General features: G+C 42.7%; 13 protein-coding genes. 7 read left to right on the top strand and 6 right to left on the bottom strand.

Annotated features, from left to right (window positions below):
* Positions 1-12: 12 nt before the first annotated feature.
* Together V7L31_RS22030 and V7L31_RS22025 are read right to left on the bottom strand one after the other, a co-directional pair.
* Positions 13-342 (bottom strand): 4Fe-4S binding protein, encoded by a 330-nt coding sequence (locus V7L31_RS22030; protein WP_334698234.1) that lies wholly within the window; start codon positions 340-342, stop codon positions 13-15.
* The gene (locus tag V7L31_RS22025) at positions 339-1,982 is read right to left on the bottom strand and encodes an FAD-binding protein (protein WP_334698233.1); all 1,644 of its coding nucleotides are present in this window, start codon (positions 1,980-1,982) and stop codon (positions 339-341) included. Before V7L31_RS22025 ends, V7L31_RS22030 begins: the two co-directional genes overlap by 4 nt.
* Positions 1,983-2,789: 807 nt before the next feature.
* Between V7L31_RS22025 and V7L31_RS22020 the strand changes: the two genes are divergently transcribed.
* Positions 2,790-4,571 carry an iron uptake porin gene (locus V7L31_RS22020; RefSeq protein ID WP_334698232.1) on the top strand — a complete coding sequence of 594 codons (1,782 nt, stop codon included), beginning with the start codon at positions 2,790-2,792 and terminating at the stop codon, positions 4,569-4,571.
* A gap of 453 nt (positions 4,572-5,024) precedes the next feature.
* Here V7L31_RS22020 and V7L31_RS22015 read toward each other — a convergent pair whose 3' ends face one another.
* The gene (locus tag V7L31_RS22015; protein WP_334698231.1) at positions 5,025-6,839 is read right to left on the bottom strand and encodes an iron uptake porin; all 1,815 of its coding nucleotides are present in this window, start codon (positions 6,837-6,839) and stop codon (positions 5,025-5,027) included.
* Between the two features lie 981 nt (positions 6,840-7,820).
* Positions 7,821-8,570, bottom strand: coding sequence for a glucose 1-dehydrogenase (locus V7L31_RS22010; protein ID WP_334698230.1), 750 nt, complete (start codon positions 8,568-8,570; stop codon positions 7,821-7,823).
* 11 nt (positions 8,571-8,581) lie between these two features.
* On the opposite strand from V7L31_RS22010, the gene V7L31_RS32680 reads away from it, so the two are divergent.
* Positions 8,582-9,046 (top strand): hypothetical protein, encoded by a 465-nt coding sequence (locus V7L31_RS32680; RefSeq protein WP_442944466.1) that lies wholly within the window; start codon positions 8,582-8,584, stop codon positions 9,044-9,046.
* On the opposite strand, the gene V7L31_RS22000 is transcribed toward V7L31_RS32680, so the two are convergent.
* Positions 9,021-10,037 (bottom strand): glycosyltransferase family 2 protein, encoded by a 1,017-nt coding sequence (locus tag V7L31_RS22000; protein ID WP_334698228.1) that lies wholly within the window; start codon positions 10,035-10,037, stop codon positions 9,021-9,023. The genes V7L31_RS32680 and V7L31_RS22000 overlap by 26 nt on opposite strands.
* 107 nt (positions 10,038-10,144) lie before the next feature.
* Positions 10,145-10,855: a TVP38/TMEM64 family protein gene (locus V7L31_RS21995; RefSeq protein ID WP_334698227.1), complete on the bottom strand. Its 711-nt coding sequence runs from the start codon at positions 10,853-10,855 to the stop codon at positions 10,145-10,147.
* Between the two features lie 514 nt (positions 10,856-11,369).
* On the opposite strand from V7L31_RS21995, the gene ssuD reads away from it, so the two are divergent.
* The 5 genes from ssuD (at position 11,370) to V7L31_RS21970 (ending at position 16,641) form a co-directional block, all read left to right on the top strand.
* Positions 11,370-12,518, top strand: coding sequence for an FMNH2-dependent alkanesulfonate monooxygenase (gene ssuD / locus V7L31_RS21990; protein WP_334698226.1), 1,149 nt, complete (start codon positions 11,370-11,372; stop codon positions 12,516-12,518).
* A gap of 130 nt (positions 12,519-12,648) precedes the next feature.
* Entirely contained in the window at positions 12,649-13,482 is an 834-nt protein-coding gene (gene ssuC / locus V7L31_RS21985; RefSeq protein WP_334698225.1) for an aliphatic sulfonate ABC transporter permease SsuC, read from the top strand.
* Positions 13,483-13,529: 47 nt separating this feature from the next.
* The gene (locus V7L31_RS21980) at positions 13,530-14,300 is read left to right on the top strand and encodes an ATP-binding cassette domain-containing protein (protein WP_334698224.1); all 771 of its coding nucleotides are present in this window, start codon (positions 13,530-13,532) and stop codon (positions 14,298-14,300) included.
* Between the two features lie 354 nt (positions 14,301-14,654).
* Positions 14,655-15,602, top strand: a complete 948-nt coding sequence (locus tag V7L31_RS21975; protein WP_334698223.1) for a D-2-hydroxyacid dehydrogenase — start codon at positions 14,655-14,657, stop codon at positions 15,600-15,602.
* A 91-nt stretch (positions 15,603-15,693) separates the two neighbouring features.
* Positions 15,694-16,641 (top strand): D-2-hydroxyacid dehydrogenase, encoded by a 948-nt coding sequence (locus tag V7L31_RS21970; RefSeq protein ID WP_442944471.1) that lies wholly within the window; start codon positions 15,694-15,696, stop codon positions 16,639-16,641.
* Positions 16,642-17,329 lie beyond the last annotated feature (688 nt).

Below are 17,329 nucleotides of genomic sequence, written 5' to 3'. Positions count from 1 at the left end.
CACATCGCGTTACTATTTCATCTGCTTCAAAATTTGGAATGTTTCATCGGCTTTTGCTGTTGAGGTGCGTTTATGTCCCCAACCAACATTTTCACGGTAACTACCTAACAGCCCAATTTCTATTAATTCTGCCTCGTTGACTGAAGTTTTCATATCGCTTTCTGGTGCAACATAAAGGGCATCAACTGGACAATACAATTCGCACATATAACAGGTTTGACAGTCACTCTGTCGGGCAATGGTTGGCGGCGCATCTGGCACTCTGTCAAACACGTTAGTTGGACAAATATTCACGCATATATTACATTCTATGCACCGCGACTCGCTGACCAACTCAATCACACGACTGCTCCTATTTTGGATTTTGGATCTTCGATTCTGGATTGGGAAATATATTCTGTATTCAGTAGCGGCTGAGTCTTCACCCAGACTTGATCCAATCCACCACTAATTAGGTAATGTTGCTGGTTAGCATCTTGTTCTGGATAGTCTAGATGTCTGTGCATCCCACGAGTTTCTTTACGTTCAATGGCACTGCTGTACATCCACCGTGCTGTGGCTACCATTGCCGCAGCTTCTCGCGCCCTGGGAAGCTCTTTCTCTGATGTTACCTGGCTACTGCGGAGTTCTTGCCAAAGATGATTTAATCTACCCAAAGACTCGGTTAAGCCTTGTTCTGTACGGAAATAGTTCTTTTCATAGGGGAATACTTCAGCTTGGACTGCCTGAATAATTTCATCAGTCGCTAAGGTGCGATCGCTCCCACTATGTAATACTACCTCTCCAACTCCCTTAACTTGTCGTTGAGTTCTCTCTTCTCCCAAGCTGCGGCTATATTCAGCAGCCGATTTCCCTGACCAATAACCAGAAGATATTGCCCAAGCCGCATTATGACTACCACCGCCAGTAAATCCGCCACAAATCAGTTCGCGTGTGGCTGCATCTCCAGCCGCATAGAGTCCGCGTACAGAACTGGCACAACTCTCATCAACAATCCGAATTCCCCCCGTTCCGCGCACAGTTCCCTCTAAACGCAGAGTCACAGGGAAACGTTGGGTAAATGGGTCGATGCCTGCACGGTCAAAGGGTAAAAAGAAGTTCGGCTGCGCTAAACGCATAGATGGCCGCATCGATTCTGCCGCTTTGTCTATGATGGCGTAAACTGGCTGTTGCAGTAAGGTTTCAGCAATTACTGACCGTCTATGAGAACTTGCACCCGGAATTACAGTACCGTCTTCGTAGGTAAAAGTTGCCCAATTATAAAACAGGGTTTTGGTGACTGAAGAAAAGGCGGGGGAGATGCCATAAGCATTGGAAAATTCCATACCCGACATCTCGGCTCCTGCTTCTGCCGCCATTAGATAACCATCCCCTGTCAGGACGTTGCATCCTAACGCTTTACTGAGAAACGCACAGCCACCAGTTGCGATAATTGTGGACTGCGATCGCACCGCCCATTTCTCACCAGTCTGACGGTTCACACCTGTTGCACCAGCAACAGCACCATCATCATCTACTAGTAGTTCTAAGGCGGGGCTGTTGTCTAAAATCTTGACTCCAGCGCGTTGAATCTGCCGCCGCATCAGCCGCATATATTCTGGCCCTTGCAGCGATCGCCGATAGGGTTTGCCTTCATCGTCGGTAGGGAAGGGATAACCCCACTCTGCTAACTGATTGACGTTTACATAAGTCTGATTCAGTACCCGATCCATCCAATTGCGATCGGCTAAAAACCCACCTAACGATTCCCGACTCGCCTTTGCTGTTTCCCGTGCTTCTGGATCGGGTGGCACATACCAAACACCATTTCCAGATGCAGCAGCGCATCCAGTTGTGCCACAATATCCTTTATCAACGAGGATTACCCTAGCTCCACTTGATGCAGCACTCCATGCCGCCCAAGTCCCAGATGGGCCACCTCCAATCACAAGCACATCTGCTTCTAAGTTGAGTTCAAAATCGGTTGTTAACGTCTTTATCATTTACCATTTCCCCCCATCGATAAAGTCTTAAGCATCAAGTCTTCACCCCATCGATGCTGCAAAATAAATTTAGAAATCCAGCTAGCAGCCTGAAATTATGGCCACCTAAAGACAAGTTGTTACTAGATTAGCATTATAACTACTTTATCTTGATCAATAAACCGTAGTTTTTTACATAACAAAGCTTTTCACAGTTTTCGACAAAAAGCAAGCATTTTAACAAACAACTTCAAACATCAAGTTATGTAAAATAAATTTTATTATCCCTCTCAAGGGGCTTGCTTTTTATAGTCTTTTGTGCAAATATCCAATGTTAGTACAGAAAGTACTTAATTTCGATAGACTTACCGTTGTTTAATAAATTTTTCCAAACAAACAAGAGCCAGGAATCCTATTCCGGCTCCAAGTATCTACCTACCAATGTTTTTCAGAATTTGAGCTTAGTGAAAGTAGCTAAAAGCTAACAAGCTGTTTAGCGTCTAAAGTTTATAAATTCTGAAACCCTAGCTATTAGTCAGTCAATAAATATATTGATGGCTAAATCTCTTGTAGAGATGGCGATTTATCGCGTCTCTAGTTGGTTACGCCCAACTGGGTTTTTAGTGTTTCAGCGCTAAATCTTTGTAACAAATGAATCGGCTGTAAGGGCGTACAAATGTATGTCCATACTTGGAAACCGAAAAAATTCCAAGAATTACATATCAAGAATTACATATACGGATGTTCGCTCTTCCACAAGGTCTTGTAGCTACCGAAAAAGATTGAGCAGCGGAATTTAGTTGATATTGTGTGAGGAACAAACAACCCATGTCTAAAGTTTTGTGGAATTATTTGCTAGTGATTCCAGCTTTGTTTGGTGGATTCTTAGTCCTGTCTTCAGCAACAAATGCAGCTGAAGTAGAAAAGACAGCACAGCCAACACAGCAAGTAACATCAGAGATTACCCCAACCAGCATTACTCAGAAGACTTCATCTGAATCATCTCCAACACTTGTGAATGCAGAACCATTGGGTAGCGCAGTAAAATTGCCAGTTTTAGGTGTTCGTAGCGATCGCACAGAGCAAGTTACATCTGTTTCACAACTCTCTGACGTTCAACCTACAGATTGGGCCTTTCAAGCGTTGCAGTCTTTAGTTGAACGCTACGGAGTGATTGCAGGATATCCAGATGGCACATTTAAAGGTAATCGGGCACTGACTCGTTATGAATTTGCCGCAGGCTTGAATGCAGCCCTCGATCGCCTCAACGAACTGATTGCTACTAGCACCGGAGATTTAGTACGAAAGGAAGACTTAGCTACTCTGCAAAAACTGCAAGAACAGTTTGCCGCCGAACTTACCACATTACGGGGACGGGTAGATGCCTTAGAAACACGTAATGCTAAGTTAGAAGCAACTCAGTTTTCTACAACTACCAAACTGCAAGGGATTGCACAATTCTTTGTGGGTGATACCTTTGGTCACGGTGTCAATAGTAATAGGGATAACACCAACGTTTTTTTTAGCTACCGCGCTACACTTGCCCTACAAACCAGCTTTACTGGTAAAGACCAGTTGACCACTAGTTTAACAGCAGTTAACGTTCCAGCCCTCTCAGGCGCAGTTTTCCCTGGAGGAACAACACCTCTGACAGGAACTCCACAGACTCGGTTTAATGTTGAAAGGAATACTTTTTACACAGATGGTTCTGTTTATCTTGACAGATTGTTCTATCGCTTCCCAATTGGAGCTAAAACTACTGTTTGGATAGGCCCGAGGGCGCTGCAACCAGTTACTTTTGCTCCAACACTAAATCCTTTGGTTGGTAATGCCCAAACTGGTACTCTCTCCCGGTTTGCACTTTTCAACCCTGTAATTTACCGACCCGGCTTTGACGGTGCCGGTCTAGCTTTTGCCCATAAATTTAATAATCAACTCCAACTCAATGCAGGTTACATAGTAGATGACGGTCTAGCTAATAACCCTGGTGGCAATGCAACCAATAAAGGAGGACTCTTTGGTAACTCCTATGAGGCACTTGGTCAACTAACCTTTACACCCAGTCGCAGTCTAGATATTAGTTTCGCCTACGCCCGCAAATACTTTCCTGCCCCTGTCCCCGTTGGTACTGGTTCAACTGCCGCTTTTGGATCTGGTTATAACATCACTGGTGGTACAGGTACTAGTTTCGCTATTCTTCCTTTTGCCGCCAATCCCACTTCATCCGATAACTTCGGATTGCAGGTCAACTGGAAAGCCAGTAGTGTAGTTAATATAGGTGGTTGGTTTGGTTATACTCTTGCCCATCAAGAAGGTACTAGTAACGATGCAACCATAATTAATGGTGCGCTTACCTTGGCTTTTCCAGACCTATTTAAAAAAGCGAATCTAGGGGGGTTAGTCTTTGGTGTACCCCCTAAAGTCACTAGCAATGATGTCGCAGCTCGCGTCAACAGAGATACTTCCTTCCATTTAGAAGGTTTTTATACTTATCGGGTGAATGACAACATTAGTATTACTCCAACTTTGTTTGTAATTCTCAACCCCCAAGGAGATTCTGCCAACGATCCAATTTGGGTAGGTGCTATACGTAGTACATTTAATTTCTAACTGGTAGATTTTTTCTGTACCTATAAAAACCCAATTTATCAACTAAATCCACTCCCAAATTCTGAGTACTGACTTCTCGCACTCAGACTTTTCTCCATAGAGACTTACCGAAACAGTCCTGTTAGCGGATAGCTAAGGTTTAGCCCGTGCTGAGTAGAAAACAGTTAAGAATATTTGTAGGTTGGGTAGAACGAACGCGAACAGCATCCCGGATGAAAGTGACACCCAACAGACCTTGCAATATGTTGGGCTTCGTTCCGAATGGCGCTAAAAGACACAGCTTTTTGAATAACTGGTTCCCAGCCTGGAGGCTGTGAATCGATTTTGAGAGGCTCTGCCTCCAGTAGCTTAACCAGAGGCAGAGTCTCTGGGAACGAGGTCACACAAGCCTTTCGGCTTTTCTTAGAATTCCCAGGCTATGAATACATTGAGCCTGAAAACTTCCGCGAAACGTTAAAACCTAAAGACTGTACGAACCCAAGCAAATAAACTATCAGGATTGCTGCTATCAGAGTCCGGTGCAGTAATCCAGATTAAGCCAGGCGTCACCTCAATATTATCTCCGATTTTATATTGATAGAATGCCTCAACGTGTAGGGAAGTATCTTTGTCCGCTTGTCCCGCACCTGCTCCCAAATTTACATTTGGGCTGAGCCTGGTGATTTTCGGCTCCATACCAACTAAAACCCCTCCTAAAGCGCCTCGACTAAAAAGATCGGGGAATGCCAGCCCTACTGCCCAATCCATAGCATTACCATCTCCGTATCCCAAATAGCGATGTGCTGCATAACTTACCCACCCATTGATTGCCAACTTGGGACTAACTTGATAGAACGCCTGTAGACCATAAAGGTTGCCTACAGTTCCCGCTCCAGGCACCGTGCTGTTTACTAGGTTACTCCCGACTGCTGGACCAAAATTTGTTCCACTAAAACCGATAGTATTTGCTGGACTATAGGTATTGACGTAAGTTGCGGCCACCCGAAAATTCCGATCAGAAGAGTAGTATATTAACTGTGCTAAAGCTAAATACCTGCCTTTAAATAAGCCATTATTAGCTGTAGGATTATTACCGTTTGGTGCGCTGTACGCTATCCCTAATTGAACCTGTTTCCCTAATCCCTGGAGTATGGCAATTCCAGGGCCGCTGTCTCCATAGTTATAGACCAAAGACCGCCGTGAAAATCGTGAAATCCCATTAGCACCAGTTGCAGAAGACGATTCAAAATATGGGTTAATGGGGCCAGAAAGACCGATCTCACTAGCTCCATCAGACAAGGGATAAATGTTGACTTGGGTACCTGGAAGAGGTTGAAACCGATAGCGAACACCACTAAGAATAATAGTGTTGCGTGCAAAAGTAATACTGGAGTTATCAGCAGTTCTCCCCTCATAAGTTCCTAATAATCCGGCTCTTGTTTGTCCTAATGATTCAATATTTCCACCGCCTATTGTTATACCTAGTGAATCTTTACCGTTAAAACTGGTGTTTAACCGTAAAGAAGTTGAGCCTTGAAGTGTGACATTGCGAGGTGCTGGTCTCTTGGTGAAAACGTTATTGCCCGCAAAAACTGAGCCAACAACAATCTGACCTCGGCCTACAAGTTTAGTTGTGGTTGTAAACTGAGTTGATTCTAACTTCGCAGTTCGCGTTTCCAAACTATCTACGCGTCCCCGAAGTTGAGCGAGTTCTGGAGAAAATTGTTCTTGTAGTTTTTTGATGGTATCTAGGTCTTCGCGTTTGACTAAATCTGTCGTTGAAGTTGCTATTAGTTCATTGAGGCGATCTAATGCTGCATTCAACCCAGCTGCAAACTCATAACGCGTTAAGGAGCGATCGCCTCTAAATGTACCATCTGTATATCCCGCAATTACACCGTAACGCTCAACTAGAGACTGTAATGCTTGAAATGCCCAATCTGTAGGCTTAATATCTGACAGCTGCGAGACAGATGTCACTTGTCCCGCAGAATTATTTGGAGCTTTCTTGTTAGTTGGCGGTGCAGCTTGCAATAATTGCGATACAGGTGTAACTCGATCTCGAAGATCATTTGGAGCTTTTTTGTTAGTTGGTGGTGCAATTAAAGTGTCTACTGTTTGATTGACAACTGCTTCTGGAGCTTTGTTTTTTTCTACTTCAGTAGTAGATACATCAGATTTAGGTACTTCAGCCTGGCTTTTAGCTGGATAAAAAACCAGGATAGCTAGACTATCTAGCAACAAAAGCAGAAACACGATGGATCTATAATTCCAGCGAAAATTAGACATGAATCCTTAACTCCTCAACCTTAAAGATGAATAAACTAGCTCTCAATTTGACAGAAAACCAGGAGAAATCATCGATCTAATTTTTGTTGTCAAGCACTAGATCGTTTATTTAGCAAGGCTTTGCTGGTGAGAAAAGTACAAATCTCTGATGAATGTTGAAACCAATACCAAGCAGTTGAATGTACAGTCCAAAATTCGTATTAACTAATAACTATGACGTTTTCAAGAATACTAAAAACGTCTTGGATGAAACAATCACTGACTTAGCAAAGACTTCTCTCCTTTTAAGGTAAACTCAACCACAGACTATCTAAACTGATACTTTTGAGACATCCTAGATGCCGTTTTTTTGGGTTATGCTGTACAAAATTAATCAATGGTTACTGACATTGACTAAAGCTTGATTTTGATTCAAGTGACTATTTGCCAATTAACACTAAGTTTTTAATGTAATCAGCTATCATTTGACAGCATCAATTGTTAGTTAAATACGATACTTCTATCGATTTACCGTATTTTTGTAGAATTATCTTTGCATAGAGCTTGGTACAATGCAAGACCCAGTACTTTTCTCTAAGGCGAAAATATGTCAAAATTCTTGGCTAAGTTCACTTAAGCAATTGCGATCGCTCCAGAGCAAATAAAAAACTCCACGCCACTGGCAAGATGGAGTTTTAGGGCATTGAGAATGGTCCATTGAGTATGGGGGAATGGCACTAAGTTAAGCTGAATGGTAGACAGCGTATAGATTGCAGAGGGGAATTTCTAAATATCTGTTCGTCTGTCTAAAACTTCTTCTTTCTCCCCTGCTCCTCTGCTCCTGTACACTCCTGCTGCCTCAACGATTGTCCCTTTTCTTAGTGCCATTCTTAACTGGCTCTTTGAAAATTCCAGTGCAGACGGCTTTTCCTTCCCAGGGCACTTCACGCGGCAGCCCGACTATTAACAGAAATAAGCTTCATCTTTAACTCCTTTTGGACTTCAAATCTGTGCCATACCGCCATCAACAAACAACTCAATGCCGTTCACAAAGCTGCTATCGTCTGAAGCGAGAAAGACAACGGCTTTGGCAATTTCATCGGGTTTGCCGACTCGTCCCAGTGGAATGGTGCTGGCTTGGCTATCCACGAATTCTTGCAACTGCTGGTCATTCAGTCCCAAATGATCGTAACCAGGAGTCGGAACTACACCAGGGCTAATGGCATTCACTCGGATCTTGCGTTCTCTGAGGTCGAGTATCCAATTCCGAGCAAACGATCTCACGGCGGCTTTGGTAGCGCTATAAACACTGAAAGCTGGCGTACCTTTTATAGAAGTAATCGAAGCATTCAGGATAATAGAAGCACCCTCTGGCAACAGTGGCAGTGCCTTTTGTACAGTGAACAGCAAACCTTTGACGTTTACGTTGAATGTTTTGTCAAAGTGTTCCTCAGTGATTGCTCCAAGTGGGGCAATTTGTCCACCACCAGCATTAGCGAAGATGATATCGAGGTGTCCTTGCTCTTGCTTAATGGTGGCAAACAGACGATCGAGGTCTGCCAGATTAGAAACATCGCTCTGTACAGCCGTAACATTTTTACCAATAGCTTCCACAGCAGCATCCAGTTCGACTTGGCGACGACCTGTGATGTAGACATAGGCACCTTCAGCAACAAACTGTTTGGCTGTGGCAAGACCAATACCACTGTTGCCACCCGTAACAAGGGCGATTTTTCCTTCTAGTTTTTTCATAGGTTAATTTGATGTGGATTCTGGATTTATATGAACCATTGAAGTGTTATCGGTTCTGTTGCATCACAACTTTGAGAATAGCAGATTTAACCCTTCAGTCATTGTTGGATGAGTTAAAATGCCATCGCGCAAAACGGTATAGGGCATCTGAGCTTGTATTACCATCTGCACTGTCGAAATCATTTCACTCGCTGCATGACACAACAGTGAACACCCAAGAATTCGACCCGTCCCAGTATCTACGATCGCCTTCAACAGTCCATTGGTTTGACCCGAATGGCACTAAGAAAAGCCCAGAGACTTATTGTATCTTCGTTCCCAGCCTCCAGGCTGGAAACCAGTTGGGGCAAGGGGGTATGGGGCATGGAGCATGGGTAAAATTTCCCAATCCCCAGTCATTCTTTCATCCAACGCTTTTGAAACTCGTTTTATCGGCACTGCCTTTCTTTGTCAATACTTATCTAGATTTTGCATAGTAGGATCTTCTAGATTATCTAGTTTGTCAGGATTGCTTGTTGAGTTGGAAGATTTGCGATCAAAACCAGCTACCTCTGCCAAAGTATACAGGGGTCTGGCTTTAACTTCTTCGTAGATGCGCCCTATATATTCACCCAAGATGCCAACACTAACCAACTGGACAGATCCGAGAAAGAAAATTGCCATCAAAATAATCGTAAACCCGGTTAAAGGTGAATGAGGCACAAAAAGACGCCAATACAAGACTAATAGCGCCATTAAGATGGCCGCCGCCGCCGCTACTAACCCTAAGTAGGTTGATAATCGCAGTGGCACTATTGAAAAGGACACTAGACCATTAATAGCAAGGGCCAAGGATTTGCTAAAAGTATATTTAACTTCCCCAGCAAAGCGAGGATCGCGCTCGAACCTAATTGCTGTTTGCTGAAAGCCAACCCAAGAACGTAGACCACGAATATAACGGGTGCGTTCTGGCATAGAATTAAGAATATTTACGATCTGCCGATCCATTAAACAAAAATCACCTGTATCAGTAGGAATCTCTACATCTGCCAACTTCTTAAGAATGCGATAAAAAGAATAGGCAGTCAAACGCTTAAACCATCCTTCCTGAAGGCGTTGAGTGCGTTGAGCGTAGACGACCTGATAGCCCTGTCGCCATTTTTCAACCATGTCGGGGATTAGTTCTGGTGGGTCTTGCAGGTCAGCATCCAGGATGACGATAACTTGACCCCGAACAAAATTAAGACCAGCTGTAACTGCAATTTGATGACCAAAGTTACGAGCAAAGCTCAAGTAGCAAATACGCGGGTCTTTTTGATGGAGGTCTCGCAGTAATTGTAGGGAGCGATCGCGGCTACCATCATCGATCAAAATTAATTCGACGAGACCATCCATCCGATTCATGACTGCACTCAGTCTGCGGTATAGTTCTGGAATAATTTCTTCTTCGTTATAAATTGGAACAATGAATGAATACTTTGGTAGCATCTAAAAATTTTGTTTAATTTTTGAACAGCCAAGCTGACAGACTGCTTGCGATCGCAAGGATTTGGTTCTCAGTATACTTAGTAAAACTCAAGTTAGATTGTGATAATTTATTTATTCTTTGAGTTAATATCATTTGGAGAGTCTGATTCTTTAAGCCTTTCTACAGCTTTTTGAGGAAAAGTCCGACGATGGCGATACCAAGTAGACCCTGCTACCAACGTTCCCGTTAAGCCTAAGGCTAGTACTAGCGGCAAAAAATCGCCTGTATTGACTGCCTTCAGACCAGAACTACCTAGTAGTACAAAAGGCAAGACACTAGGAACAGTACCAAGTGTTGTACCTAAAACATAATCTTTAAAGCTGATCGAAGTCAGTCCTGCGACAAAGTTGACCAAGCCGTAGGGCATAATCGGTACTAGTCGGATGGCAAACATATAAAAAAGCCCTCCCCGACGCACCTCAGCATCCATAGCTTGCCAGCGTCCTGCTAGTCGTTTTGCCACTGTTTGGCGTCCAATAGTTCGAGTAAAAATAAAGGCAATTATTGCCGCAATTACTGCTCCAACACTAGTCCAGACAGTACCCAGCCAAGGGCCAAAAATTGCACCTCCAGTCAAATTGAGTACCGTTGAAGGCAAAACTAACATCGTTGCGACAACGTACAAAGCAATATAAATCACAGGTGCCCAAATACCAGAAGATTTTAGCAATGCTTGGATTTGGGCTGGTTCAATACCGCCAAGAAGATATACTGCTATACCAGTTGCAATTATGCAACTCAGTGTGAGTAGCAAGATACCAGCTTTCAAGTTCCACACTAGAACTTTACTCCTACTTTTTTGTAACTCAACCCAATCTTTCTCAAATTTAAATCCTTGTGGAAACACTTTAGCGTAGCGGGGCGATCGCAATCGCGTCTCGTAGATAGAAGAAGCCTAGTTAAAGTTCCTGTCTCTACATTCTTTTTCACCAGATGTCTATTGTATTAGATAGTTTTAGCTATGAGCGATCGTAACCTTTATTCAGGCACAGACAAAGAAACCACAAGGAGCAAGGCTTCTATCGATGAAACCGAAGGTGAACACTTCAGAATTACAAAAAAATGTGGGTGATTAACACAAAACTTGTATTCTTCACGACAGCCATTGTTGCGAAAAAAGTGTCATGATTATCAGAACTGCTCGTGAAAAAGTCAATTTTGTGGGCAGTTATTCTTTATGAATCGTTAATCTAATACTGGCGTTTTAAATAATTTCCTGTAGAATACTGACTATAAACTACGGCAATTCGGTCGAGCTACCGTAGACTTTATCCTTACCCTGCCTGACACAGATGCAAATTCTTTGGTTTATTCCTACTGGATCTCATGACGGACGCTATTTAGGCACAGATATAGGCTCTCGTGTTGCGACACCTGACTATTTGCAGCAAATTGCCCAAGCTGTAGATAGTTTAGGCTACACAGGCGCATTACTACCCACAGGAAGTTCTTGTGAAGATGCTTGGATAACTGCCGCGGCTTTTATATCTGTCACCAAGCAGATGAAATTCCTGGTGGCAATTCGTCCAGGAATTACTTCCCCTGGTGCTGCTGCAAGAATGGCAGCAACATTTGACCGGATTTCTAAAGGAAGATTGTTAATTAATGTGGTGACAGGTGGAGATCCTGTACAACTGGCTGGGGATGGACTGCATCTTAGTCATGACGATCGCTATGATTTAACTGACGAATTTCTGACAGTTTGGCGGAGTATCGTCAGCGGGGAAACAGTCGATTTTCAGGGAAAATACCTGGATATTAAAGGCGGTAAACTCTTATTCCCACCAGTGCAAAAACCCTATCCACCTTTGTGGTTTGGTGGCTCATCTGCTGCTGCCAAGCGGGTTGCTGCTAAACATATAGATGTTTACCTGACTTGGGGCGAACCTCCGCAGCAAGTGGCTCAAAAGATTGCCGAAGTCCGAAAATTAGCGGCTGAACAAGGTAGAACAGTCCGTTTTGGAATTCGCCTGCATGTAATTGTGCGAGAAACCGAGTCAGCTGCTTGGGATGCGGCCAATGAGCTAATTAAGTATGTGGATGAGGATGCGATCGCCAAAGCTCAAAAAGACCTTGCTAGTTCTGATTCTGAAGGACAGCGGCGCATGAGTCAACTACATAGCGGTAGTCGAAAAACCTTAGAGATTAGCCCCAACCTGTGGACAGGAATTGGATTGGTACGCGGTGGTGCTGGTACGGCCCTAGTTGGAGATCCCGACACCATTGCCGCGAGGATGCTGGAATATCGCAATTTGGGGATAGAAACATTCGTTTTCTCTGGATATCCCCATTTAGAAGAAGCGTATCGTACCGCTGAATTATTATTTCCGCGTCTACCTTTGCAGAACGAACCTCCACCTTTAACATCACCAGTTTTGAGTCCTGTTGGCGAAATCATCGCCAATGAAAAATTTGCGAAACAACTAACGAGTGCTTCATGATGCCAATTTTAGATTTTGGATTTGGAACTTTGGATTAAGTAAAAACGCCAAATTTAAAGTCTAAAATCCGAAATTTGCTGCTTCTAGATTCATCCTTGTGGACAATCTAAAATCTAAAATCCCAAACTCCATGACTATTACCCTTAAACGCACCAAAAGCAATAACAACAATCCAATATTCATAAACGAATTGTGGGAAAATCAACAATTCCAGAAAATAGTTCCTTGGATTGTGCCTATTACCATATTAGTTCTTTGGGAACTTGCTTCCAGAACTGGTCTACTTTCAACTAGGATTTTACCAGCGCCAAGTGGTGTAATCGCTACAGCGATTAAACTAGGATCAACTGGAGAACTGTTCCAAAATATAGGAATTAGTGCTGGGCGGGCGATATCTGGTTTTATCGTTGGTGGCAGTATTGGCTTTGGTTTGGGATTACTCAATGGCTTTTCCCGTGTAGCAGAAAAGTTATTGGATAGTTCCTTGCAAATGCTCCGTACTATCCCCAATTTGGCACTGATTCCCCTAGTGATTCTCTGGTTTGGTATTGGCGATCAAGCTAGATTATTTCTAGTGTCTATGGGGGTATTTTTCCCGTTATATCTCAACACATTTCATGGCATCCGTAGTGTTGACCCTGGATTGATTGAAATGGGAAAGGTCTATGGATTAAAAACACCACAACTTCTGTGGCAAATCATTTTTCCAGGAGCGTTGTCTTCAATTCTTGTTGGTGTCCGTTTTTCCTTGGGGATTATGTGGCTGACACTAATTGTGGCAGAAACGATCGCGGCAGATTCCGGCCTTGGTTATATGGCAATGAATGCCCGTGAGTTTATGCAAACAGATGTTGTGGTTTTGAGTATTGTAATTTATGCACTGCTGGGTAAATTAGCAGATGCCGTTGCCAGAGGATTAGAAACAAAATTCTTGGCTTGGAACCCCAATTATCAAAAGTCATAAATGTAAGTAATTAAATTCCAATTGTTGTAAACAAGGAGGTTTTGCAAGTGAGTTCAAATGTACAGGGTACACAACTAAGCATTTTGGATTTGACGAAAGCTTTTGGCAAGAAAACTGTTTTAAACTCGTTGAATTTAGAAGTTGAAGCAGGTCAGTTTGTCGCTATTGTTGGACGAAGTGGTTGTGGTAAGAGTACCTTATTGCGTCTTGTGTCAGGATTAGATAAAGCAACTTCCGGTGGAATACTACTAGATGGAGAACCACTGCGTAGACTCAGTGGTTCTGTAAGAGTGATGTTTCAAGACCCCCGTTTGTTACCGTGGAAGCGCGTTATCCAAAACGTAGGCTTAGGCTTGCAAGGTGATTGGCGTGAAAAAGCTTTGTGGGCACTTGATAAAGTCGGACTCAAAGATCGGGCCGATGAGTGGCCTTATGTTTTATCTGGTGGACAACGGCAACGGGTATCATTGGCAAGAGCATTAGTTAGTCAACCGCGTTTGTTATTGTTAGATGAACCTTTGGGAGCATTGGATGCTCTAACTCGCTTAGAGATGCAGGGTTTGATTGAAAATTTATGGCAAGAACGGAGATTTACTGCCTTTTTGGTTACTCATGATGTGGAAGAGGCTGTGGCGTTGGCAGACCGCGTGATAGTGATTGATGAAGGACAGATTTCTGTCGATTTACCTGTGAGACTTTCACGCCCGCGAGATAGAAGTAGCGAAGTGTTTATCAATATCAGAGAAGCCGTTTTAGAGCGAGTCATGAGCAATGAAGGTTCTCAGCCAAATAATCAATTGTTGCAGTTGAGTAGTTGAGATTTAGCTTTCGTTAGCTGATTTATCTAATGCTTGAGGTAGCTGCGGTAAATAGGCTACTTCGAGAAATAATTTGCCCAATATAATATTATATGATTTGTAAAATATAATTTTTGATAACTAACTGCCCAGACGCAGAGAAAATAAAAATAGATTTTGATGAATGATTTAAATTATAGTGTTTAAAAAGATTATTAAATGTCATGGTATAATTTCCTTTTTTAGGGACATTATCTTGTAGTTAAAAATAATTATTAGAATTAGTATTAGTAGTAGAAAATAGTACTTTATTTTTTATTAAAACAGAAGCAATTTATAGAAATAGTCCTATAAATAAGAAAGAGGTTATCTAGCATGAAACTGATATTACCGCTCGATCTCGTTGCTGACATTGAGCCTCATCTACCACCTGATACAGAGGTTGTCAGGGTAGATGTTGAAGGAAATTTAGACGGCGATGCAAGCGATGCTGAAGTTTATTTCAGTTGGTTTTTATCTAGAAGTCCGACGCTGCATAAAATACTAGAAGCAGCACCTTCACTGCGTTGGCATCACGCACCAAATGCAGGGGTGAATCACATCCTGACACCAACTTATTTGAAGAGAGATATTATTCTCACAAATGGGGCGGGAGTGCATGGAATTCCGATCGCAGAATTTGTGATCGCCTATATATTAGCTCATGCCAAACACCTGCCAGAGTTATACGCTTTACAGGCAGAACGTCACTGGAAAAGAGGCTTTGCTATCGAAGAGTTGACAGATGCAACCTTGCTAATTCTTGGCGCTGGTGGTATCGGTCAAGAAATCGCCGCCCGTGCTAAACCCTTCGGCTTAAAAATTATTGGCAGTCGCCGCCATCCCCAAGAGTTACTCAATTTTGATAAAGTAGTGGGTGCTGATGAATGGCGATCGCTCCTACCAAGTGTTGATTATCTAGTTATTGCAACACCCCTAACTCCCGAAACCAAAGAATTTATTGATGAATCTGTATTGCGATCGCTACCAAATCATGCTTACCTAATTAATATTGCTCGTGGTGGCGTAGTTGATGAATCGGCATTAATCAAAGCGCTCACCGAAGGTTGGATTGCAGGTGCAGCATTAGACACAGTTAACTCTGAACCGTTACCATCAGAAAGTCCTTTGTGGTCACTTCCTAACATCTTTATCACACCCCATACTTCCGGGCATTCCCCAAAAAGTAAACAGCGTTCAATCGCACTATTTATTGATAATCTCAAGCGTTACCAAGCTGGTCAACCGTTACGAAATGTAGTAGACAAAGAAGCAGGATACTAAATAATTAAAAATTAAAAATGAAGAGATGTTGGCGATTGGGTTGCACAATCCAAAATTAAAAATCCAAAATGGAATTAGGGAGTAGCAAATGATGAAACTAATCTTACCAGATCATCTAATTGCAGATATTGAACCACACCTACCATCTAATGTAGATGTTGTGGAGGTTGATAGTGAAGGCAATCTTGATGGTGATGCAAGTGATGCCGAAGTTTATGTCAACGGATTTTACCTAAAAACTTCTACCCTTGATAAAGTACTGACAGCAGCACCCGCGCTACGTTGGCAACAGTCACCGAGTGCTGGCGTGAATCATATCCTTACACCAACTTTTTTGCAAAAGGATATTATTCTCACTAATGGCGCAGGGGTTCACGCAATTCCAATTGCAGAATTTGTATTGGCATTCATGCTGTATCACGCCAAGAATCTGCGAAAATTGCAAACTTTGCAGGATGAACACACTTGGGTAAGGGGAGTATTTCTCGAAGAATTGGCAGACACGACTTTATTAATTCTCGGCACTGGGAATATTGGTCAAGCGATCGCATCTCGTGCTAAAGCCTTTGGAGTCACAGTTTGGGGTAGTCGCCGCCATCCCGAACCCCTACCGAATTTTGACAAGGTTGTGGGTACTGATGAGTGGCGATCGCTCCTCCCGACAGCAGACTATGTAGTTCTTGCTACACCATTAACTCCAGAAACTAAAGGTTTGATTGATGAAGCTGCATTGCGCTCTATGCGTCAGTCTGCTTATCTAATTAATATTGCTCGTGGTGCGATCGTAGATGAAGCTGCATTAATCACCGCATTACGTGAAGGATGGATTGCTGGCGCTGGATTAGACACAGTTGCAACCGAACCTCTGCCATCGGAAAGTCCCTTATGGTCGCTACCGAACGCCTTTATTACACCCCATTGTTCAGCCTTATCGCCACGTCTCAGAGGACGCATAGCACAACTGTTTATCGACAATCTCAAACGCTACCAAACCGGTCAGCCTTTGCGGAATGTTGTAGATAAGCAAGCTGGATACTAAGGGAATTCCAATTAAAAAAATCTCAATTTAGTAGGGTGTGTTACGCCGTAGGCTAACGCACCGCAATAAATCAAATAAAGAAATGTAAAACGACAGATTATTTGACCGCACTGACAGATTATAAGTCAAATTTTTCATGATTGTAAGCTTCGCTCTAGAGGAATCTAATATGAAGCTGTAGAAATTGCTTGAACAAGCAATGTAGAAGAATTTGGATTGGTGACAAAGAATCTGTCGTTTTGGTCAAATAATTCGTCTCTATACATATTTATAGCGGTTCTTAATTGCATAGAATACAGACCATTTGTAGGGGCACAGCATTGCTGTGCCCTATTGTGTATTGCTTCCATTCGAGAACCGCTATATTTATCAATTTGGTTTTTTCCCACCGACTTACTTACATTTATCCCTCTTCTGTCACTCTCCGGGAGGGCGATCGCTAGAAGCCTGATGAGGCAATCAATACAAGCTATACTATTAGAAAAAAATTGGTCTTGTATTTGTTATTAGAAAAGAATCGCGCGATCGCTTGCTATACAAAAGTTCTAGAATCCAGAAATGGCAAATGTTTTCGGAGAGTGACAAAAGAGGGTTATAGCAATCCTAAATGAGTTGTGAAAAATTACACATAACGATAAGCTGGATCTAGTTAATATAGATAAAATACACAACTCCCTATATGAAAGAA

It is taken from the genome of Nostoc sp. (assembly GCF_036916655.1).
Taxonomy (GTDB): domain Bacteria; phylum Cyanobacteriota; class Cyanobacteriia; order Cyanobacteriales; family Nostocaceae; genus Nostoc.
Note: the sequence above shows the minus strand (reverse complement) of the source record. Positions and strands in the feature narration are given on the sequence as shown.

Coding starts and splice junctions, on each gene's coding strand:
- V7L31_RS22000 (WP_334698228.1), bottom strand. CDS start 10,037: ATGCTACCAAAGTATTCATTCATTGTTCCAATTTATAACGAAGAAGAA.
- V7L31_RS21975 (WP_334698223.1), top strand. CDS start 14,655: ATGAAACTGATATTACCGCTCGATCTCGTTGCTGACATTGAGCCTCAT.
- V7L31_RS22020 (WP_334698232.1), top strand. CDS start 2,790: ATGTCTAAAGTTTTGTGGAATTATTTGCTAGTGATTCCAGCTTTGTTT.
- V7L31_RS22010 (WP_334698230.1), bottom strand. CDS start 8,570: ATGAAAAAACTAGAAGGAAAAATCGCCCTTGTTACGGGTGGCAACAGT.
- ssuC (WP_334698225.1), top strand. CDS start 12,649: ATGACTATTACCCTTAAACGCACCAAAAGCAATAACAACAATCCAATA.
- ssuD (WP_334698226.1), top strand. CDS start 11,370: ATGCAAATTCTTTGGTTTATTCCTACTGGATCTCATGACGGACGCTAT.
- V7L31_RS22025 (WP_334698233.1), bottom strand. CDS start 1,982: ATGATAAAGACGTTAACAACCGATTTTGAACTCAACTTAGAAGCAGAT.
- V7L31_RS32680 (WP_442944466.1), top strand. CDS start 8,582: ATGTGGATTCTGGATTTATATGAACCATTGAAGTGTTATCGGTTCTGT.
- V7L31_RS21970 (WP_442944471.1), top strand. CDS start 15,694: ATGAAACTAATCTTACCAGATCATCTAATTGCAGATATTGAACCACAC.
- V7L31_RS22015 (WP_334698231.1), bottom strand. CDS start 6,839: ATGTCTAATTTTCGCTGGAATTATAGATCCATCGTGTTTCTGCTTTTG.